Below are 20,344 nucleotides of genomic sequence, written 5' to 3' on the forward strand. Positions count from 1 at the left end.
CCCTTCACGCAGGCCAGTGCATGACGCGCAGGCCGCGATGATGCCCGCACCCGCTCCTCACCAGGGCGGGTTTTTTCATGGACGAACCACATGGACGAGGACCTGATCGTGCTGGGCGCGCAGGCGGAAACGCCAGCGGCAGGTGGCGAGGTCTCGGAAGCGACCGAAGCTCCCGGAGGCCAGCAGGCCGAAGGCGCCGAGGCCGCACAGCCAGGGACAGAGCAGGCCGATCCGGCCAACCCGACTCCGAAGTCCGATGCCCCGGAGGGCGAAGGCGAGGAGGACGGCGAGGCGGAGAAGCCGAAGAGGCGTTCCGGCATCCAGCGGATGCAGGAGCGTATCGCCCGACTCGAAGCCGAGCGTGCCGAACTCCTGAGCCGCAGTGCGCCGACGGGCGCCGGTGGCGACCGGAAGGCGGCCATCGAGAAAGAGATCGGCGCCGCCCCAAAGGAAGCCGACTTCGAGGACTATGCCGCGTTCGAGGATGCCAAGGCGGATTACCGTCTCGCCAAGGCCCTCGCCGAGCAGCGCCTGAACGAGCGGGACGCCCACGCGTCGCGCGCCCAGACGCAGGCCCGGGAAGCGGCGATCGAGGCCTTCCACGACCGGATGGACGACGCACGGGAGAAGATCCCGGACTTCGACACGGTCGTGAAGGCCGCTGCTGAGCGTGAGATCAAGGCTCACGTGCAGGATCTCGTCGTCGACAGCGAGAAAGGTGGGCTGCTCGCCTACTACCTCGCGAAGAACCCCGCCGAGCTGACCAAGCTCAACGGGATGAGCCCGCTCCAGGCCGCGAAGGCCGTGGGTGCGCTCGAAGCTCGCCTGACCCTGGCGAAACCCAACAAGGCCACCGCCGCCCCTGCTCCCGGCAAGACTGTCAGCGGTTCCGCAGCGCCGTCGTTCGACCCATCCAAGGCGTCAATGGACGACTATGCGGCTTGGCGGGCCAAGCAGCGCTGATCAACCTCTCAAATCAGGACACTTGATCCATGCCCAATACTCTGATCACCCCCTCGCTCGTCGCGAAGGAAGCCCTCGTCATCCTCGACAATAACTGCGTGATGGCGAACCAGGTCTACCGGGCCTACGAGCCCGAGTTCAAGAACACCGTGAATGGCTACAAGCAGGGCGACACCGTTTCCGTGCGTCGTCCCGCCCAGTTCACCGCCCGCCGCGGCAACGTCTCGGTCGCCCAGGACGTCGTCGAGGGCAAGACCGCGATCCAGATCAACCAGCAGGTCGGTGTGGACTTCAAGTTCTCCTCGACCGACCTGACGCTCAACATCGGTGAGCTGTCCGAGCGCGTGATCCGCCCCGCCATGGTGCAGATCGTGAACGCCATCGATCTCGACCTGATGGGTCTCTACACCAACGTCTGGAACTGGGTCGGCACGCCCGGGAACGTGATCAACAACTTCTCGAAGCTCGGCGCCGCCGGCCAGCGCCTCGACGAGATGGCCGTGCAGAACGACGAGCGCTCCGCTGTCCTGTCTCCGGCCGATCAGTGGGCGCTCCTCGGCACCCAGACCGGCCTCTACATGCAGGATGCCGCGAAGGACGCCTATCGCAAGGCGAAGCTCGGCATGATCGGCGACTTCGATACCTTCAAGTCGCAGAACGTGCCGACCCTGACCACCGGCGCCCGTGGCGGCGTCCCGGTCGTCAACGGCGCAGGCCAGTCGGTCGTCTATGCCGGCGCGGTCGCCAACACCTATGTCCAGACGCTGAACATCAACGGCGCCACGGCATCCGTGGCCGGCTATGCCAAGGCCGGTGACGTGTTCACCATCGCCGGGGTGTTCGCGGTCAACCCGGTGACCAAGGCGCAGCTGCCCTACCTGCAGCAGTTCGTCGTGACGGCCGACGCCGCGACCGACGGTACGGGCGCCGCCGCGCTCAGCATCTCGCCCCAGATCATCCCCACGGGTGCGTTCAAGACCGTCTCGGCGGCTCCGGCATCCGGTGCGGCGATCACCTTCAACGGTGCGGCCAACTCGAACTATGCCCAGTCGCTCGCCTTCCACAAGAACGCGTTCGCCCTGTGCATGGTCCCGATGGAGCTGCCGCCGGGTGCGGTGAACCCGGCCCGTGAGACCTACAAGGGTCTCTCGGTCCGCGTGGTGCCGTTCTACGATGGCGTCAACGACGTGAGCACCTGGCGCCTGGACGTCCTGTACGGCGTGAAGGCCATCGACCCCCGCCTCGCCTCGCGCGTCAGCGGCTGACGCCTCTCCACCACCACTAAGACGAAAGGGCGCCCTCGTGGCGCCCTTCGTCGTTCTGGGGCCCGGCCCCGCAGCAGACGAGGCCTCAGATGGACGAGACCACCACCACGTTGGCGACCTGGGGCTACAAGCCCGACGGGTCCGCCGAGATCTTCGACCTCGCCCCCGGCGAGCCCCTGCCCGAGGGCTGGCACGCCTCCCCCGACTGCATCGCCGACCCGGCGATGGCCACGGCGGAAGCCGTCTCGGCCCGTGCGGCCGGGCGCCCCTTCGAGCCCGTCGTCATGGTCGGCGATCAGGCCGGCGCCGACCCGCTCGCCGAGATCATGACGCTGAACGCCGAGGTTACCCGTCTGGGCGACATCATCGCGACCGGCACGGCCGAGAACGCGAAGCTGGTCGACGAGATCGAGGCCGTCGAGGCGGCCCGCGATGCGGCCCTGGCCGAGGTCGAGACGGCCCGGGCGGCCCACGCCGACACCCTCGCCGCGCTCGACGCGGCCGGCACGGCCCTGACCGACCTGCAGGCGCAGCTCACCCAGGCCCAGGCCGACGGCGGCTTCGCGGTTGCGGAGCGCGACGCGGCCAACGCCGACCTGGAGCGCCTTCGCGCCGATCTCGTCCAGGCCCGCGCCGACCTCGACGCCGCCACCGCCCCGGCCGCGCCGAAGGCCACCAAGGCCCGCTGACATGCGCACCCGCGAGGACCTGATCAAGCGCGTCCTGAAGGACGTCGGGGTGCTCGCGGCCGGGCAGCAGCCCTCCGACGAGGACCGGGCCGAGATCGACGACCTGATCGAGCCGGTCTGCGCCAAGCTGTTCGCGGACGAGGTCGCCAAGGTGAACGGCGACGAGATCGACGATGCGGTGTACCTGCCGCTCGCCGCGATCATCGCCGAGGCCGCCCTCGTGCCGTTCGGGATCGGCGGGTCCCGCGCGCAGGAGCTGACGGCGAACGCCGCGCAGGCCCGCACCGACCTGAAGCTGGCCTATCGCGTGTACGACGCCCGGCCCCCGATGCGGATCGAGCCGTTCTGGGGCGGCTCCGGCTCCCGACGCGGGCGCTGCTGATGCCGGCGATCTCCTGGCCGCTCTCGTCGCGCCCCGGGCTCTCCGACGCGGAGGGCTCGGGCCGGCTCATCAACGCCTTCGTCGAGAAGCTCGGCGACGGCGCCCGCGCACCGGTGTCCCGCCGCCGCGCGCCCGGTCTGGCGCGCTTCGTCGACACCGGCCTGCGCGGGCCCCGCGGCATGCGCCAGATCGGGGCGAACGTGCTGGCCGCCTATCGCGACCAGGTCGCCCGGATCTCCGAGGACGGCACGGTGCGGGTGCTCGGACCGCTGCCCGGCTCCCAGCGCATCACGATCGGGCGCAACAACCGCGCCCCGGTGCCGGACATCGTCGCGACGACCGAGTACGGCGCCTACCGGCTCACCCCCGACGGCCAGCCCCAACCCCTGATCATCCCCGGCGGACTGCCCCAGCCCAACTCGGTCTGCGAGCTGTTCGGGTTCCTGTTCTTCACCGCCGGCGACGGCACGTGCTTCGCCTCGGGGCTGAACGCGACCACGTTCAACACCCTCGACAAGACCACAGAGCAGGCGCGGCCCGGCGGGCTGCTGCGCGGCGTGGCGTTCCGCGACGAGCTCTTCCTGTTCGGCCCGTCCGGGATCGGGGTCTACGGCGGTCAGGCCCAGGCCAACGGCTTCCCGCTCGCCCGGGTCACCGGCATTCCGCGCGGCCTGATCGGGCCGTGGGCCGTCGCGGGCCACGAGGAAGGCTGGTCGAACGAGATGATCTGGGTCGGCGACGATTCCGTCGTCTACAAGCTCAGCGGCTACACCCCGGTCCGCGTCTCCAACCACGACGTCGAGCGCGATCTCGCTGCGGCGGCGAAGGTCGATCGCACCGCGATCGAGGCCTCGGTCCACTTGATCGGCGGCCACGCGTTCTGGGTCGTCTCGATGCCGGGCCGCACCTGGGTGCTCGACCTGACCACCGAGCAGTGGTTCGAGCGGGCCAGCGCCGGCCTCGATCGGTGGCGCGGCACCCAGAGCACCACGGCGTTCGGCCGCTGGCTGATCGGCGACAGCGTCGGGACCGGCCTCCTTGAGGTGCGCGAGGACGTGTTCGACGAGGACGGCGCCCCGCTGCGCTTCCGGATCGAAAGCCTGCCGGGCCAGGGCTTCCCCCAGCGCCTCCAGATCCCGCGAGCCGATTTCGACTTCGTGCTCGGCACCGGGCGGCTCTCGGCCGACCCGACCATCCGCGACCCGCGCGTCCTGATCTCGTGGTCGGACGACGGCGGCACGACCTGGTCGAACCCGCTGAGCCGTCCGCTGGGCCGCCAGGGCGAGACCCGGACCCGCATCAACGTGCTCCGCACCGGCCTGACCAGCCCGCAGGGCCGGACGTGGCGCATCGACGTGTCCGATCCGGTCTACTGCGCCCTCCTGGGCGGCGCGATGGCAGTCGAGGCCCGCACCGAATGAGCACCTCCCTCCCGACCACGCCATCCCCGCAGGCGCCCGCCGTCGTCGCCTCGACCGGGGTGCTGAACCGCGAGTGGTTCGTGTTCCTGCAAGCCCTCCTCGCCGCGCTCGTCGCGCAGGAGGCCCGCATCTCCGCCCTCGAAAATCAGTAGGAGGCCGCCATGGGCCTATTCGGCGCGTTCAGCGCGAAGCCGACCAAGGACGCCGTCGCGACCGCCGCGAAGGCGATCCAGACCGGCCAGATCCAGGGCAAGGATCAGCTCGACCAGGGCTACGACAACGCGGCGAACCTGTACGGCCAGGCCGGCGGCCTCTTCGGCAACCTCGCGGCCGGGTACGGCGCCGGCTCGAAGCTCTACGCCGACGCGCTGGGCATCAACGGCGAGGACGCCAGCAAGGCGGCCCGCTCGGCCTACACCGCGACGCCCGGGTACACGTTCAACCTGGATCAGGGGCTCCAGGGCCTCCAGCGCACCCGCGCCGTGAACGGCACGCTCGCCTCGGGCAACGCGGATACGGACGCGATGAAGTTCGCGTCCGGCCTCGCCTCGCAGGACTTCAACACCTGGCTCCAGAACCTGTCGGGCTACGACGGCAAGACCCTCGCCGCGACCACGGGAGAGGCCGGGACCCTCGGTACGCTGGGCGGCCTCGCCTACCAGACCGGCGCGGGCAAGGCCGGGATCGACGTCAACGCCGGCAACGCGGTCGCGCAGGGCGCCTACAAGGTGGGCGAGGCCGAGACCCGGGCCAACGAGAACACGTTCCAGGCCCTGCTCGGCGGCGCGAACCTCGTGGCCGGCGGCCTCGGCAAGGCCTTCTCGATCTTCGGAGGCGGCAAGTGAGCGGCGGCCCCAGCATCTTCTCGATGATTACGGGCATCGGGAAGTCGTTCGACGATTCCTACGATGCGGCCGAGAAAAGCCGCCTGGAGCGCGAGGCGCCGAACCTGATCTCGGACTACATGAGGGCGGCGTCCGGCGGCGCGGCCGCGCCCGTTCCCGGCACCACGCTCGGCACGATCGGGCAGGGTCCGGCACCGGGCCGGTCCGTTCCGGCCTTCGCGGCCACCGACGGCGCGATGGGCGATTATCTGGCGACGACCCGCGCCAAGGAGAGTGGCGGCAACGATCTGGCCGCGAACCCGAACTCGACCGCGAAGGGCCGCTATCAGTTCACCGACTCGACCTGGGCCGGCGTCGCCAAGCGTCACCCCGACCTCGGCCTCCAGCCCGGCGGCTGGCGCGATCCGGACCAGCAGGAACGCGCCATGGCCGCGTTCACGGCCGACAACGCGAAGGCCCTGACCGCGGCCGGCATCCCCATCAACCCGGGCAACCTCTACGTCTCGCACTTCCTTGGCGAGGCGGGCGGCCCGAAGTTCATCGCCGGCGCCATGTCGAACCCGGACGCGCCCGCGGTGGCCTTCGTGTCGCCCGGCGCGGCGCGGGCGAACCGTTCGATCTTCTTCGATCCGGACGGGCGGCCCAAGACGGCGGGCGCGGTCTATGCCGAGCGCACCGGCCGGTTCGCCGGCGGCGGCCCTGCGCAGGTCCCGACCCTGCCCGCGCCCGGCGGCGGCGTGCCGAGCATGGTGGCGGCGGCCTCGCCTCTCGCCGCCCAGCGCCCGGTCCAGGTCGCCGAGAACGAGGCCCAGACACAGGCGCTGGAGCAGCGGATGGGGATGACGCCTGGCACCGCGACGGCCGAGGCCGACATGCCGGCCGCCGACGCGGTGCCGGCGCAGTTCCAGATCCCCGGGCAGGCCGCGCCTGCCGCCCCCGCAGCGGCCGGTTTCGCGGGCTTCGGCACCCGCACGACCCGGTCCTCGCCGGAGCAGATGGCCGCCCTGCAGGCCATGTGGCGGAACCCGAACACCCGCGCCATCGCGACCCAGATCTATGGCTCGGTCCTGAAGGGCGAGGACAGCGCCTGGACGCTCTCGTCGATGGGCGACCAGCCGGTCCTGTTCAACGCGAAGACGGCCCAGATCGTGCCCGTGGGCCAAGCCAAGCGCTCGACGGCGACCGTGGGCAATGCCGTGGTCGACACGGCGACGGGACAGGTGATCTACCAGGGTCCCGACAAGGACGCCGACAAGCTCCAGAGCGTCGCGCCGGGGACCACCCTCTACGATCCGCGTGCGCGTCAGCCCGTCTTCACGGCCCCCGACAGGGAGGCCGAGACGAAGGACGAAGGCGCCAAGATCGCCGCGCAGGTCGCGGCCCGGAAGCGGGAGGCCGCCGGGCTCGGTTTGAAGGAAGGCACGCCGGCGTGGCAGGCCTACGTCGGAACGGGCAAGATCGGGCGCGACCAGGACCTGTCCGCCACCGACAAAAAGGCCATCCAGGAGGCCGACGAGGGCGTGCTCTCGGCTCAGACCGCGATCGAGGCCTTGGGCCAAGCCAAGACGCTGTCGAAACAGGCCTACGAGGGGCCGACCGCGGGCGCACGTGGGACCATCACCAGCATCTTCGGAAGCGACGACGGCATCGCCACCCAGGACCTGCACAACGTCGTCACGACGAATGCGCTGGGCCAGCTCAAAGCCATCTTCGGCGGCAACCCGACCGAGGGCGAGCGCAAGATCCTGCTGGACATCCAGGGCTCGGTGAATCAGCCGGACGCGGTGCGCCAGAAGATCTTCGACCGCGGTATCGCGCTCGCGCAGAAGCGGCTCGACTTCAACCAGCGTCGCGCCGAGGACATGCGCGGCGGGACCTACTATAAGCAGGATGGCGCACCAGGTGGGCCGAAGCCGGCCGAACCCCGGAACTCCCTCCCCGTGCGCGTGACGCCCCAGATGAAGCCGGAAGACGTGATGAAGCGCTACCCGTCGGGGACGCGCCTGATCCTGCCCGACGGTACCGAAGGAGTGGTGCCCTGATGAGCGACGATGCCTGGGCCGCGTTCCGCAAGCCTTCCGTGCTTCCCGCCGATGCCGCTCCGCCGGCCGTGGACGACTGGGCTGCGTTCCGTCTCAAGGCATCGGTCGAGCCGAAGGTCGAGGCGACCGCTCCGGCTCGGCCCGAGACTGGCGACTTCCCCGCCGATGGCGTTGCCGGCGACGGCTCGGCCGCGGTGGGCCGCGGCATCATCGAAGGCGTGCCCGTCATCGGGCCGTATCTGCTCGGCGGCGTAAATCGTGGTGTCGCCGCGGTCCGGACGCTTCAGAACGGCACCACCTTCCCGGAGGAGCTGAAGCGGGTCGAGAAGTTCGGCGAGGCCACGGCCAAGGAGAACCCGAAGGCTGCCGGGCTGGGCGAGTTCGTCGGCGGCGTCGCCGGCACCCTGCCGCTGGTGGCGGCGGCCCCGGCCGCATTCGGGGCTGGCGCGGGCTCGCTGCCAGTCCGCATGGGAGCCTCGCTGCTCTCCGGTGCCGCTCTGGGTGGCGCGGATAGCGCGGTCCGATCCGATGGCGATGGCAAGCAGACATTCGTTGGTGCGGGCCTCGGTGGCGCGCTCGGTGCTGCTGGCCCTGCCGTCGGCGCGCTCGTCGGCAAGGGCGTCGCCGCCCTGAGCAGCAAGGGGCGCAGCCAGGCCCTGGTGACCGAGGCGCTGGACGGGATCTCGGACAAGGACCTCGCCTCAGCGCAGTACCTAATCGAGCAGGCCAAGAACCTGCCGGGCGGCGGGGTGAACCTGACCCTGGACGAGGCGCTGAACGCGGTCACGGGCGGCCAGGCCACGCGCGCCTCGCAGCTCGCCCGGGTCGTCGGCAACTCCGGCGGCGAGGGCGGCCGCATCATGAACGAATTCTATGCCGGCCGGCCGGCCTCGATCGACAACGTGGGTCGCGCCGGGTTCGACGGGATCGGACCGCAGAACCAGGCGCCGACCGCGCTCGGGGGCACGGTACAGGCAGCGGCCCAGGCCGGCGTCGCCGCCACGCCCGAGGGACAGGCCGTGATCCGGGCGCAGCAGGCCGCCGGCCCGCGCGTCACCCAGGATCAGGCCGGGCAGGTGATCCAACGCGAGATGCGCGGCGTCGCCGACGCGCGCGAGGCGGCCCGCAAGGTGCAGGCCGACGGCGACTATGCGGCGGCGCGGGCCGCCCCGGAGAACGTCGGCGTCGAGGGCACCGTCACGGTCGAGCGGCCGGGCGAGCCGGTCGTGACCCAGCCGGCCTACTCGCGCCCGCAGTTCGAGGCTGATGCGCCGCGCCCGGTGGAGCCGTTCGAGCGCCCCGGCGCCGTGGCGACCGAACCCGGACCGGAAAGCCTGGCGCGCTTCATCGCGCGCAATGGCGGTCTGCGCCTGGACGGCGACGCGGCGGCGACGGACCTCCAGCGCTTCACCGTGCCGGGCGTCGGCAAGGTCGCCCGGCCCGATGGGAAGAGCCTCGACAACTTCTGGCGCGAGCGCCTGATCGAGGAGGGGTATTTCCGGCCGGACGCCGATGGCGGCATGGCGCGGGACATCTCGTCCGAGCTGCTGCGCAAGCTGCAGAACGAACAGCGCGGCGTGCCGTCCTACCCGATGGATGCCCAGGGCCGCCCCCGCGGTCGCTCCGAGGCGAGCCGTGGTCGCGACGAATACGACGCCGCGCTCTCGACGGCGGAATCCCGCCTCAACGAGGACCTGACCCGCGCCGGGATCGACCCGGCCGGCGTGCATCCCGACATCCGGAGCCGCGTGGTCGGCGCCGTGATGCGCGGCGAGATCCCCGACCCGCTCGACGCCTACGAGCACGTCGTCAGCCGCATGAAGGGGCCGCTTGAGCCCTACGTGAAATCGACCACGATCACGGAAGAGATCCCGAGCGTTCGGTTCGGGCAGGTGAACCCGCAGGCCGCCCTCGACGCAGTTGATGAGGCACTTCGCACGGCCAAGGGAGATGTTCGGAGCGAACTTATGCAGTTCCGCAAGGATCTGCACGGACCGGATGGGCAGATTGATCTCACCGTCGAGGGTCAGCTGAAGGCCCGCGAGCGGCAGGATTATCGGATTCAGGCTGCTCGCGAGGCTGGCGATCGAACCAAAATGCGCGACCTGCAGATCGCCCGCTCGACGCTGGACGGCGAGCTGAAGGCGGTACCCGAAGTCGCCCGGGCCGACACCAACTTCGCGGCCAACTCCCGTCCTCTGGAGCCCTTCGAGGGCAACACGCCGCTGAGCCGTGTCGTGCAGCGGGACGCAGACACGGGTCGCATGGCAACGCCGGCCGAACAGGTGCCGAGCAATCTCCAGGGTGCCACCGCCGCGCGCGAGTTCCTAGCGAACGCCACGCCCGAGGCACGCCGTGCCTTCCAAGCCCGCGAGGTCACCCGGATCCTCGACGAGGTCTCCGCCGGCGAGGGCGGCGCCTCCGCCACCTCGATCCGCGCCGCGATGCGTCGAAACGAGGACCTGCTCGTGCAGCTGCCGGAAGCACGTCAGCGGCTCCGCGCCCTCGCGATGGCGCACGAGGGGCGCGAGGTAGTGGAGCGCTCGCCGCTCGGGCAGATCGCGAAACGCCCCGATGTGAAGGCTGCCGTCGAGGCCCTCTTCCCGACGAACCCGGATGTCGGCTCACACGGCGAAGTCGCCTCGGCGGTCCAGGCCTTGGCCCGGAGCAACCCGGGCGCGGCCCGCGATCTGGTGCGCTTCTACCTGGAGCGTGTGTTCAACGAAGCGACCGAGGAAGTGAAGGGGATCGCCCGCCAGTACGGCGGCGCCGGCTTCGCCTCGGCGGTTCGCGGGAACGGTCAGCAGCGCCTAAACCTTGAGGCTGCGATCCGAGCGCTGCCCAGCGGCGATGCGGTGTGGGGCGGCCTCAACCGCATGCTCACCACCATGGAAGCGACCGGTTGGAAGCCAGTCAAAGGCTCCGATACCTACTTCAACACCGTGATCGGCCAGCGCCTGAAGGAGGGCACCGGCCCGATCGGCAAGGCGATTACCGAAGTGGCGTCGAGCGCCGCGGCTGGCGCCGGCGTTGGCGGGGTGAAGGGCGCGGCCGGCGGCGCGGTCCTGGGGGCGAAGCGGGCCGGCAAGGAGCTCCTCCAGGACCGCCGCATGCTGAAGGACGGTGAGGCGATCGCCCGCATCCTGACCGATCCGAAGGCGATCCCGTACCTGCGCTCGCTCTCGCACGCCAAGGAGGGGAGCCGCAGCGCCGAGCTGCTGACCACCAAGCTGCTGCTGCTCACGAACCGCGGCGTGTCCTCAGCTGTTCAGGCGCCCGCGTCAGTCTCGGCGCGGTAGGAGGCGCCGCATCCGTCCATCTGGAGTGCGAGGCCAGAAGACGCCGGCTGCGACAATTGCCAGGATAAGCGCCAGCGCCAACCACGAGGCGGAGCCGCCAGCGGCGTCGTAGAAGTTGCTCAGCGCCGGCCCGCCCCACGTCTTCAGCCCCCACCAGACGAGGCCCATGGCGGCGGCGTAGAGCACGAGGGTGAGGGCGACGACGAACCAGCGGGGCATCAGCGCCGCCTACCTGATAGGGGGTACGCCCGTACGATGTGGCGATAGAGCATGATCGTCGCGAGGGTGCAGAGCAGTAGCAGCGCCAGCGACATGCCCAGCATGAACACAGGGGATGCGCTGCTGGACCGTGGAGCCCACGCCTGCACTACCCACCATGCTGCGACCATCGCGAGGAGGTAGACGAGCACAGCGGGGAGAAAGCGGGACCAGCGGGGCATCAGTGAGCTTCGGAGCGGCGGCAGATGTGCAGCAGGATCATCGCACGCAGTTCAGTGCGCGCGGCGAGCGAACAGGAGCGCACCGCCACCGACCGTTACCAGGACGGCGACGATGTAGGCGAGTTGGATGAGTTCCGAGCCGTGGGTCATCGCAGGCCCCTCAAAAACAGACGTGCGATCAGATGTAGGCTCAGACCGGTGATCAGACAACTGAGGGCGGTCAGCGCCTGAATCGTCAGAGCCGCGTCGGATGGGGCTACCGGCGGCTTCGGTGACAGGGATGGAGCGAGCGCTCCGACCGCGATCAGGGCAACCGCCACACCGTTGAGGAAGGTCGCGGTCAGCTTCGCACGCTCGTTAGCGATCAGTTTCTTGCGCTGTTCCAGTTCGTCAGGGGCCAAGCGATAGTTCCTTTCGGTAGCGAGAACTCACACGTCGGTTCTCCTATACGAAGGAGCTCGCGCCCATGGTATTCGCGGCTGCGCCCCGGAAACTTTCCGGACCTGAGCCTGCGAAAGTTTCGCACCCTTCAAGGGCGCTGGCCGGCCACCCGACGGCTAGATTTGGCGCTCACGCTTCCATCCATGTGGAACTCGACACCATAAGCTTCCAGGACCTGCCGCACGATCAACCGCGTCAGCTTTTGAGTCGATACTCCCGATTCCAAGCGGCTCAAGGTGCTGGGGGCCATGCTGGCGTCCCTGCTCAACTGGACCAGCGAGAGGCCGAGAAGCTGCCGGGCGGTACGGATCTGCAGGGCCGTGATCGTCATCGGAGTTCGGGAGCGGTCGCACTATTGCATCGCACGCTCTAGCTTGCCGCGACGCAGCAATCCATGTCGGCAGGAACACATGGGCGTGACGACGCCCCTTGACCCGACGGGCAATCCGCCCGAAACAACCACCGTCCCGAGACGCGCGCGAGCGAACCGCCGCGCTGCCCAAGGCCCCGCCTCCGCGCGGGGCTTTTGCATTTCCGGAGCACCCCTGCATGACCGTGTCCTGGCCGTTCTCGCGGCAGCAGGTGCTCGACGATTCCGGGCGCCCCCTGCTGATCCCGCGGGCGAACTTCTATGCGGGCGGCACCACCACGCCGCTGACGGTCTACAAGGATGCGGCGCTGACCAAGCCCTGGACGCAGCCCGTCGAGGCGGACGGATTCGGGCGTTTCCCTCGGGTCTACCTCCCGGCCGGGCTGTACCGCGAGGAGGTGCTCGGGCCCTACGGCGACCTGCTCTGGAACGACGACGGCCTGGGCGAGGCCGTGGTGAGCGATGGTGGCTCCGACGCGCCGATCGACCCGACCGCCGTCGCCGTGACGGGCGACATCAAGTGGCGCCTCGACGCCTCGATCCAGGCCGGCTGGGTCCGGATGAACACCCGCACGATCGGCGGGGCCGGCTCGGGCGCGACCGAGCTCGCCAACGCCAGCGCCAAGGCACTGTTCCTCTACCTCTGGAACACCTTCCCTGACGGTGTCGCATCCGTGATCGGCGGGCGCGGTGTCTCGGCCGCGGAAGATTTCTCCGCCGGCCGGCAGATCATGATCCCGACCATGCAGGGCCTGGTCGCGGCCGGTCTGGACGACATGGGCTCGGCCCCGGCCAACCGCATGCAGGTCTCGGCGCAGCTCACGCTCTCGGCGGGCTCGCCCGTCGCGACGGTGAATTCCGGCGACCGCATCGCGCTCAACATGACCATCCAGGCCGACGGCGTCCCGCGCGGCACCCAGGTGACCGGCCGAACCGGCAACACGATCACGATGTCGTCCCCGGCCTCGGTCGGCACGACGGGCACCGTGCCGGCCCGCTTCTCGTACTTCTACGATGCCCAGGAGCCGGGCGGGATCGGCGGCGACTGCGTCGAGGCGCTGTCCCTGAAGCACCTTCCGGCCGATTTGCCGGATGGAACGGTCGAGGTGGGTTTCCCGGCGCAGGTCGGGGTGAAGTACGCGGAACTCGTTCCGATCCGTCAGGGCACGGGCGACGTGGCCAACAACATGTGGACGGCCACCGAACCATATCAGACCACGCCCAACCCGCAGGGCACGAAGACGTTCGGCGTCCCGATCTCGAACCCGGACGGCGGCGTGCCGCACCGGACCATGCAGCCGACTCGGCTCGGCACCTTCTACCTCAAGCTCTGAGCGCTGCGATGGCCTCCTACCTGAACACGCTCGGCTCGGTCTCGCGCCGGGGCCAGTGGCGATTTCGCGAGATCCTGCGGACGGCCCGCACCGATGGGCGAACCGACCTGACCGATGACGGGCTGATCGACTTCGCCTCCGCATCCGACGTCGTCCTCACCGTGACGCGGCGCCCGCCGATCCGGCACCAGGCTTGGTGTGGTCCGGCCTTCGGGTCGGCGGATGGGTACTGCGATCCGGCGCCGATGCTGACCGCATCCCTCTCAGCCGGGACCCTGGCGGCCCTGAACCCCGGCATCGTCGAGGTGCTGTTCCCGGCCGGGTCCCTGCTCGGCTTCGCGCCCGGGATTTACGACGTCCGGATCAGCATCACGATCGGTCCGGAGACGGCCGAGATCTTCGACGAGCCGATCGCCTTCGCCTGATCGCTCCCGCCCCTGCCTGACCGCTTCCACCCGCCCTCGCCCGGCGGGTTTTTTGTTGCCCGGAGCCCCGCGCATGCCCCCCTATCCGCAGAAGCCCACCTTCCCCGTCGACTTCCGGAAGGGGCGAGGCACCAGGGTCAGCCGCATCGGCGCCGCAGCGCTCCAGATCGATCTCGCGGAAGGGGAAACCGACAACACGGCCCTGGCTCCGATGGCCACCCTCACGATCAAGGGTAACGCCACCGGCGACACCGCCGCGCCCCAGGACGTGCCACTGGCCACCCTGACCGCCCCGGGCAACCCGATCGGCGACAAGCTCGCCGAGACGGTGAGCATCACGGACCTGCGCTTCCGCAAGCTCGCCCCCGAACAGACCTGGAACGGTGCGATCCAGCGCGCATCCGCGGCCGCGCAGAACGTGCGGATTCCGACCGGCATCTACGACGTCGACGAGGCCGCCCTCGCGGCGGGCGTCACCTACGAGTGCCAGGGGCGCGGCGCGGTGCTGCGACGCGTCGCCGGCGCGACCGGGCGCTATGCGGTCAAGGCGGCGGCCATCGCCGGCTTCGCCCTGCTGAACCTGACGATCGACGCCAACGCGGACAATCAGACGGTTGGCGGGACGGCCCTCTATGTTTCGGGCTGCTCGGACTTCAGCCTGGGCGGACTGCGCCTGCGCGGCCACCATTCGATCGACGGCGGCAATCTCGGCGTCGGGCTCCACATCGCGGACTGCGTCGACAGCGCGCTCGGCACCGAAAGCCGGATCGACGACGTCACGGTCCGCGGCGTGGGCGGCGTGACGCCCCGCACCCTCACCGGGGTGCTCGTGGAGCGATCGAGCAACCTCGCATTCAGCGGCATCACTTCCACGAACCATCGCTACGCCGACATTGCGCTCGACAACCAGGTGCTTCCGTTCGCGGGCGCGACCGAGACGCTGATCTCCTTCACCGACATCGTCACGCACGGGGCCGGCATCGGCCTGTCCATGCTCGGCAACACCGCGGCGATGGGCCCGAACGGTCACCTGTTCAGCCAGACCAGCTACGTCCACGCGAAGATCCTAATCAACGGCCTGCGTGCGTCCGGGCACACCTTCCATGGGCTGTCGGTCCAGGCGGACGGGGTGGCGATCGGAAGCCTGCAGATCTCGGGATGCGGCAGCGGCTCGGCCTACGGGGCGGTGAACATCTCCTCGCGCCGCTTCTCGATCTGCGGCGGCTCCATCACGGGAAACACCGGGCAGTACGGGCTCGACGCCGGCGGCTCGATCTCCGGCACGATCTCGGGGCTGACGATCGCCGACAACGGCTGGCTCAACCCCGCGACCGGCAAGAAGCAGGGCATCGGGCTCAACCTCGGCGCCACGATCAAGGTGCAGGTCATCGGCTGCACGCTCGACAACAACGGCGGGGCCGGGGGCGGGGCCGAGATCCTGGCCTCGGCCTATGACGGAGCGAATTCCTTCAACTGGTTCCCGTGGCGCGGCGCGGCGCTGGTGGTGCGGGGCTGCACGATCGCCATCGGCAACGCGGCCATGGTCGGCTTCCAGGTGGTGAATGGTTTCGGCGGCGTCATCTTCGAGGACAACCTGATTATCAACGACTTCGGGGCGGCGGAGATCGTCGCCTTGGGGAGCGCGGCGGCGACCCGCATATACCGCAACCGCATCCTCACCGGCCTGTCCTTCAAGCGGACGATCGCGTCGGCCGCGACGGTGATCATCCCCGACGCCGGTGGCAGCTTCCAGATATCGGGCACCGGCATCATCAACACGCTGAAGACCCGCGGCCAGGCCTTCTATGCCGGCAAGGTCTGCGGTGCGGAGCCGACGGCCGGGGCGACGTTCGCATCGAACCCGACCTCGTCGCTGGCCGAGGTGACCCCGGTCATCGACGCGTTCCGGAACCTGATCGGGGCCTACGCCTCCCCCGGCGCGACGGTCTACGGCTCGGCCCCGGCCTGCGTGTTCTCGGACGGCACGACCAGCGTGCCCATCTCGATCACGCTCGGCTCGGACAACGCCGACGAGCGCGAGATCACGCTGGCCTTCCTGGGGGCGGCGCAGGTCGTCGAGGGCGGCAACATCTTCCTCGCCAACGGCGTCGCCTTCCAGGCCGGGAATCGGGGCACCTCCACGCTTCGGCTGCGGGGCGCCTTCGGCAACTGGTACGAGATCTCGCGCACCATCTAGCGGCAACCGCCCCCGGCTCCGGGCGCCCGCACGCCTGACCTTCCGTCCGTCCCGCCCGCCTCGAGCGGGCTTTTTCATGCGCGGAGCATCCCCGTGAAATTCAAGTCCAACTGGCGGGCGGTGCTTCGGCACGCCTGGAGCGTTCGGCTGGCCGCGCTCGCCGTCGCCCTGTCCGGCATCGAGGTCGCGCTGTCGTGCCTCGCGGGCAGCCCCCCGATCCCGGCCGGGTGGTTCGCCGCACTCTCGGGCGCCGTGACGATCGCGGCGGCCGTGGCGCGCCTCGTCTCGCAGAAAGCGCTCCCGGACGGGGGTGACGCATGAGCCGCCTCACCAGGAAGACCGGCATGTGGGGTGGAGCGCTCGCAGCCACGGCCGCCGGGCTGATGGCGATCGTCAACGTTGGCAAGGACGAGGGCCTGCGTCTGCGGACGTACAAGGACATCGTCGGAGTCCCGACCTACTGCTACGGCGAGACCCAGGGCGCCGTGATGGGCCGGACCTACACCAAGGAGCAGTGCGACGCGCTGCTGCTGCGCCGCCTCGACGAGTTCGCGGGCAAGGTCGAGCACTGCGTCAAGGCGCCGATGAGCGACCGGACTCTCGTGGCCTTCACGTCCATGGCCTACAACGTCGGGGTCGGCGGGTTCTGCGGCTCGACCACGGTCCGGCTCTACAACGCCGGCGACCGCCCCGGGGCCTGCCGGGCGATGGGCTACTGGAACAAGGCCGGCGGGCGCGTCGTCCCGGGCCTGACCGCCCGGCGCGCCCGCGAGACGGCCCTCTGTCTGGAGGGCCTGAAGTGACCGCCCTCTTCACCATCCTCGCCAACGGCTGGACCGCCTTCTCGCTCGTCTCGCTCCTGACCGGCGCGGGCGGGCTCGGACTGATCCTGCTCGCCCTGCTCGGCACGGCCTACCTGCCGGGCTTCCTGCGTCGGCCGCTGATCGGCGCCGGGCTCGCCCTGCTGGTCGGCGCCGCGCTGTTCCAGGCCGGACAGGCCAGAGGCGCGCACGAGGCCTTCGCGCGCGAGGCGGCCCGGGCCCTCGCGGCCGAGCAGACCCGGACCAAGGTCGCGAAGGACATCACCGACCGTGTGGCGATCCAGGCCGTGCGCGACCTCGCCGCGGCCGACGAGACCAACCGGAAACTCAGGAAGCTGCTCGATGACATGGACCACGATCCGGAGCGGGATCGCCGCTGCACTACTCGCGACGACGCTCGGCGCCTGCGAGCACTCTAGCGGCGCAGGGTCGGACGTCCGCGTCACGCTCCCGGCCGCGCCCGACGGTGTGGCCGAGTGCCTGCGCCGGTCCTTCCCCGAGATCCCCGATCGCGCCCTGACGAAGCGCGACGTGGTCCGGATCATCGGCGAGGCCAAGGCGCTCGACCGGGCCAAGACCGCCTGCGGCGCCCGCGCCGTCTTCTGGATCGACAGCGTCCGCCGCGACCTGGCGCGCTGATCCTCCCTCGCGCGACCGGACACCGGCGCGCCGCTGGCCTTGGGGGCCGTCATGAACAGCATCTCCGATACCGAGGGGCACGTCGTGCTGCCGCGGCGCATGCCCTTGCTCGTCGGCCTGGGATTCCTCGCCACCTTCGCGGGGCAGGTGTTCTGGGCCGGGACCTACACGACCACGATCGACAACCGGCTGAACGCCCTGGTCGACAGCGACGGGCGCATCACGGCCCGGTCCGACGAGCGGTACGCGATGCTGACCAACCGCCTCGAAAGCCTGGAGCGCGACCGCGACCGGCTCCCGAAGCTCGAGGAGCGGTTCGGCCGCATCGAGGAGAAGATGACGATGATGATCGAGTTGCTGCGCGAGACCCGGCAGGAGCGCGCCACGAAGCGCTGATCCCCGCTATCCACCGCCGTCCACAGGGCCCCGGAGCTTCGGCTCCGGGGCTTTCGTCGTTTCAGCGATGCCCAGCAGCTCAGGCAGGCGCGCCATGTTCACGGCGATCCGCCGGGCCTCGTCGTTCGACATGCGCCCGGTCGAGGATCGGCGCTGCTCGTCGTCGCAGAAATACAGATAGGCGATCGGGAAGCCTGACGCATCCTGCACGACGTAGGCTTCGGCGACCTCCTTCACGGACCAGGGGCGCGCGAAGCGGCGTACAGCGGGTGCCGCGGGCGCAGTGGACACCGTGGGCGCCAAGCGCTCCTGACGATGCCGGCGGCCATCCTTCGTCTCGATGACGATCTCGATCACGCTCAGGATGGCGGATGGCCCGAAATCGTAGTCCCAGATCCATTGCGGATTGACCTTCGGACCGCGCTTCAGGTCGACCGCCTCGCGCAGGATCAGCCGCAGCCGGAATTCCCCGGCATGCTGGCGCTCAAGGAGCTCGCGGATCTGCCGGCTGGATTCGATCCACGCCGCGCCGGCCTTGCTATCGGGGAAGTTGCGCGGGTGATAGGCGTCGGTGGTGATCTCGTGCCAAGGGGTCGGTTCGTCGCTCACGGCTTCTCCGGCCGGGCCAGCAGGATCGCGGTCCGCACGGCGGCGCGGCGCAGATGCTCGGTCGCTTCCTTGTTCGCGACCGTCGCCTTCGACCACGGATGCGCCTTCACGGCGGCGGCCACATCCAGGCTGTGCCCGTCGTTGAACCGGAAAAGGCTCACGGTCGGGTCGCGCATGAAGACGTCGACCGCGGCGACAACCTCGTCTTCGAGGATGGCCTTTGCCTTGTAGAGTTCGCCGGTCGTGGGGTTGTCAGCCATGCCGATGAGATAGCACGCGGTGCGCCAACGTCACCGCCCGAACGCCCAGAGCGGCACCGCGCCGCTGGGCCGGCCCGGCTTGTCGCGCCGATAGGTGGTCCGCTCGAACGCGATCCGATCGTTAAGCACGGCTGACACCTTTTCTCCGCTGAGCACCATGGCGCCGCAGAAGTCGACGCGGATCGTGCCGACTTCGGGGTGCACGCCGAAGCACTCCAGCGTCGTCCAGCCGAGGCCCACGGCCTCATCCGCCCAGCGATCCAGGAAGTCGACGCATGCCTCGTGCGTGCCGCCCCAGGATTGGAGCGTGAAGCCAGGACAGGGGACGACGCTCGGGCGGAGGTCGAGGAAGGCCTTGCGCCAGAATGCGGGGTCGGCAGGGACGATCTTGGGCGTGGAGGGCATCGGCGCGGCGCCTGGTTCGTCCGTCACGTACGGCCTCGCGCCGTTCGCTGGTGGGGTAAACGGTGGGGTGACACCCCCGAAGAACCGAATTTACGAAGGGAAACAGTGGCCGCTGGCGGAGGGAGCGGGATTCGAACCCGCGATACCGTTTCCGGTATACACACTTTCCAGGCGTGCGCCTTCAACCACTCGGCCACCCCTCCGGTCCCGGCATCGCGTCTCGCAGCCGCCGGGGCGGCCGGGCTTCGCGAAGGCGCCGGGAGGCGTCCTGTACAAGCCGCACCGGCAGCGTGCAAGCCTTCGAACGGCAAAGCTGTCGAATCCGTCGCGATTTCGGAGGTCCGGGGATCGGGCGCGGCGCGGCGGTTCTCAGATTCGCCGCTTTTGCGGCCGATGCGCTCGGGGCGGCGTCGCGCCGCCGCAAGGCCCCGGGAGCCGTTCTCCGCCGTGATCCGCTTCGACAACGTGACCAAGGTCTACCGGACGGACGGCCATCGCCGCACGATCCTGGAACGCGTCTCGTTCACCCTGAAGCCGGGCGTCAGCTACGGCATCCTCGGGATCAACGGCGCCGGCAAGTCGACCTCCCTGCGCCTCCTGGCCGGCACCGAGATGCCCACGAAGGGCCGCGTGGTCCGCACCACCCGCGTGTCCTGGCCGCTGGGCTTCGCCGGCGGCTTCCATCCGGCCATGACGGGGCGCGACAACATCATCTTCGTGGCCCGGATCTACGGCGAGGACCCGCGCAAGGTGCTGGAATTCGTCGAGGATTTCTCGGAGCTCGGCAGCTACCTCGACGTGCCGATCCGGACATACTCCTCCGGCATGGGCTCGCGCCTCGCCTTCGGCATGAGCATGGCCATCCCGTTCGACTGCTACCTCATCGACGAGGTGACGGCGGTGGGCGATGCCCGCTTCCAGAAGCGCTGCGAGGAGGCCTTCGCGGCGCGCCGCGAGAACGCCGACGTGATCATGGTCTCGCACGCCATGGACACCCTGCGCACCTGGTGCCAGCAGGGCATCGTAATCATCAACGGGCGCGCCATCGTCTACGAGAACATCGACGACGCCATCGAGGTCTATCGCCGCCTGAACGCCTGA

The 20,344-nt window shown here is 69.9% G+C and carries 24 protein-coding genes and 1 tRNA gene; 18 read left to right on the top strand and 7 right to left on the bottom strand.

Annotation, left to right across the window (positions count from 1 at the left end; translation table 11 throughout):
• Nucleotides 1-90: 90 nt before the first annotated feature.
• The 9 genes from AC3WLN_RS01845 to AC3WLN_RS01885 all read left to right on the top strand — a co-directional run bounded on the left by AC3WLN_RS01845 (nt 91) and on the right by AC3WLN_RS01885 (nt 10,906).
• Nucleotides 91-963 (top strand): hypothetical protein, encoded by an 873-nt coding sequence (locus AC3WLN_RS01845; protein ID WP_492479179.1) that lies wholly within the window; start codon nt 91-93, stop codon nt 961-963.
• A gap of 29 nt (nt 964-992) precedes the next feature.
• The gene (locus AC3WLN_RS01850) at nt 993-2,228 is read left to right on the top strand and encodes a P22 phage major capsid protein family protein (RefSeq protein ID WP_492479181.1); all 1,236 of its coding nucleotides are present in this window, start codon (nt 993-995) and stop codon (nt 2,226-2,228) included.
• A gap of 89 nt (nt 2,229-2,317) precedes the next feature.
• A complete protein-coding gene (locus AC3WLN_RS01855) occupies nt 2,318-2,917 on the top strand; it encodes a hypothetical protein (protein ID WP_492479182.1) in 600 nt (199 codons plus the stop codon).
• Nucleotide 2,918: 1 nt separating this feature from the next.
• Nucleotides 2,919-3,299 (top strand): hypothetical protein, encoded by a 381-nt coding sequence (locus AC3WLN_RS01860; RefSeq protein ID WP_492479183.1) that lies wholly within the window; start codon nt 2,919-2,921, stop codon nt 3,297-3,299.
• Nucleotides 3,299-4,720, top strand: a complete 1,422-nt coding sequence (locus tag AC3WLN_RS01865) for a packaged DNA stabilization protein (RefSeq protein WP_492479184.1) — start codon at nt 3,299-3,301, stop codon at nt 4,718-4,720. Before AC3WLN_RS01860 ends, AC3WLN_RS01865 begins: the two co-directional genes overlap by 1 nt.
• A complete protein-coding gene (locus AC3WLN_RS01870; protein WP_492479185.1) occupies nt 4,717-4,872 on the top strand; it encodes a hypothetical protein in 156 nt (51 codons plus the stop codon). Before AC3WLN_RS01865 ends, AC3WLN_RS01870 begins: the two co-directional genes overlap by 4 nt.
• Before the next feature lie 9 nt (nt 4,873-4,881).
• Nucleotides 4,882-5,565 (top strand): hypothetical protein, encoded by a 684-nt coding sequence (locus AC3WLN_RS01875; protein ID WP_492479186.1) that lies wholly within the window; start codon nt 4,882-4,884, stop codon nt 5,563-5,565.
• Nucleotides 5,562-7,607: a hypothetical protein gene (locus AC3WLN_RS01880; protein WP_492479187.1), complete on the top strand. Its 2,046-nt coding sequence runs from the start codon at nt 5,562-5,564 to the stop codon at nt 7,605-7,607. Before AC3WLN_RS01875 ends, AC3WLN_RS01880 begins: the two co-directional genes overlap by 4 nt.
• Entirely contained in the window at nt 7,607-10,906 is a 3,300-nt protein-coding gene (locus AC3WLN_RS01885) for a hypothetical protein (protein ID WP_492479189.1), read from the top strand. Before AC3WLN_RS01880 ends, AC3WLN_RS01885 begins: the two co-directional genes overlap by 1 nt.
• Here AC3WLN_RS01885 and AC3WLN_RS01890 read toward each other — a convergent pair.
• From AC3WLN_RS01890 to AC3WLN_RS01900, 3 genes are all read right to left on the bottom strand, one after another.
• The gene (locus AC3WLN_RS01890; RefSeq protein WP_492479190.1) at nt 10,889-11,125 is read right to left on the bottom strand and encodes a hypothetical protein; all 237 of its coding nucleotides are present in this window, start codon (nt 11,123-11,125) and stop codon (nt 10,889-10,891) included. The genes AC3WLN_RS01885 and AC3WLN_RS01890 overlap by 18 nt on opposite strands.
• Before the next feature lie 367 nt (nt 11,126-11,492).
• Entirely contained in the window at nt 11,493-11,747 is a 255-nt protein-coding gene (locus AC3WLN_RS01895) for an amino acid transporter (protein WP_492479191.1), read from the bottom strand.
• Nucleotides 11,748-11,875: 128 nt separating this feature from the next.
• On the bottom strand, nt 11,876-12,118 hold the full coding sequence (locus AC3WLN_RS01900; protein ID WP_492479192.1) for a helix-turn-helix domain-containing protein: 243 nt from the start codon (nt 12,116-12,118) through the stop codon (nt 11,876-11,878).
• A gap of 218 nt (nt 12,119-12,336) precedes the next feature.
• Between AC3WLN_RS01900 and AC3WLN_RS01905 the strand changes: the two genes are divergently transcribed.
• From AC3WLN_RS01905 to AC3WLN_RS01940, 8 genes are all read left to right on the top strand, one after another.
• On the top strand, nt 12,337-13,491 hold the full coding sequence (locus AC3WLN_RS01905) for a hypothetical protein (protein ID WP_492479194.1): 1,155 nt from the start codon (nt 12,337-12,339) through the stop codon (nt 13,489-13,491).
• 8 nt (nt 13,492-13,499) lie between these two features.
• Nucleotides 13,500-13,916, top strand: a complete 417-nt coding sequence (locus AC3WLN_RS01910) for a hypothetical protein (RefSeq protein WP_492479196.1) — start codon at nt 13,500-13,502, stop codon at nt 13,914-13,916.
• 73 nt (nt 13,917-13,989) lie between these two features.
• On the top strand, nt 13,990-16,113 hold the full coding sequence (locus AC3WLN_RS01915; RefSeq protein ID WP_492479198.1) for a hypothetical protein: 2,124 nt from the start codon (nt 13,990-13,992) through the stop codon (nt 16,111-16,113).
• A gap of 93 nt (nt 16,114-16,206) precedes the next feature.
• On the top strand, nt 16,207-16,434 hold the full coding sequence (locus tag AC3WLN_RS01920; protein WP_492479199.1) for a DUF7940 domain-containing protein: 228 nt from the start codon (nt 16,207-16,209) through the stop codon (nt 16,432-16,434).
• The gene (locus AC3WLN_RS01925; protein ID WP_492479200.1) at nt 16,431-16,916 is read left to right on the top strand and encodes a lysozyme; all 486 of its coding nucleotides are present in this window, start codon (nt 16,431-16,433) and stop codon (nt 16,914-16,916) included. Before AC3WLN_RS01920 ends, AC3WLN_RS01925 begins: the two co-directional genes overlap by 4 nt.
• A complete protein-coding gene (locus AC3WLN_RS01930; protein WP_492479202.1) occupies nt 16,913-17,353 on the top strand; it encodes a hypothetical protein in 441 nt (146 codons plus the stop codon). The genes AC3WLN_RS01925 and AC3WLN_RS01930 overlap by 4 nt, the downstream gene beginning before the upstream one ends.
• Before the next feature lie 49 nt (nt 17,354-17,402).
• A complete protein-coding gene (locus AC3WLN_RS01935) occupies nt 17,403-17,573 on the top strand; it encodes a hypothetical protein (protein ID WP_492479203.1) in 171 nt (56 codons plus the stop codon).
• Between the two features lie 51 nt (nt 17,574-17,624).
• Nucleotides 17,625-17,969 (top strand): hypothetical protein, encoded by a 345-nt coding sequence (locus AC3WLN_RS01940; protein ID WP_492479204.1) that lies wholly within the window; start codon nt 17,625-17,627, stop codon nt 17,967-17,969.
• Nucleotides 17,970-17,975: 6 nt separating this feature from the next.
• Here the strand turns inward: AC3WLN_RS01940 and AC3WLN_RS01945 are convergent, their stop codons facing one another.
• The 4 genes from AC3WLN_RS01945 to AC3WLN_RS01960 form a co-directional block, all read right to left on the bottom strand.
• Nucleotides 17,976-18,578 carry a hypothetical protein gene (locus tag AC3WLN_RS01945; RefSeq protein ID WP_492479205.1) on the bottom strand — a complete coding sequence of 201 codons (603 nt, stop codon included), beginning with the start codon at nt 18,576-18,578 and terminating at the stop codon, nt 17,976-17,978.
• Nucleotides 18,575-18,838 carry a hypothetical protein gene (locus tag AC3WLN_RS01950; protein ID WP_492479206.1) on the bottom strand — a complete coding sequence of 88 codons (264 nt, stop codon included), beginning with the start codon at nt 18,836-18,838 and terminating at the stop codon, nt 18,575-18,577. The genes AC3WLN_RS01945 and AC3WLN_RS01950 overlap by 4 nt, the downstream gene beginning before the upstream one ends.
• A 30-nt stretch (nt 18,839-18,868) precedes the next feature.
• Nucleotides 18,869-19,270 (bottom strand): hypothetical protein, encoded by a 402-nt coding sequence (locus tag AC3WLN_RS01955; RefSeq protein ID WP_492479207.1) that lies wholly within the window; start codon nt 19,268-19,270, stop codon nt 18,869-18,871.
• Between the two features lie 86 nt (nt 19,271-19,356).
• Nucleotides 19,357-19,446, bottom strand: a tRNA-Ser gene (locus tag AC3WLN_RS01960).
• A gap of 244 nt (nt 19,447-19,690) precedes the next feature.
• Here AC3WLN_RS01960 and AC3WLN_RS01965 point away from each other — a divergent pair.
• A complete protein-coding gene (locus AC3WLN_RS01965) occupies nt 19,691-20,344 on the top strand; it encodes an ABC transporter ATP-binding protein (protein WP_463769705.1) in 654 nt (217 codons plus the stop codon).

It is taken from the genome of Methylobacterium sp. FW306-05-D, from assembly GCF_058782155.1.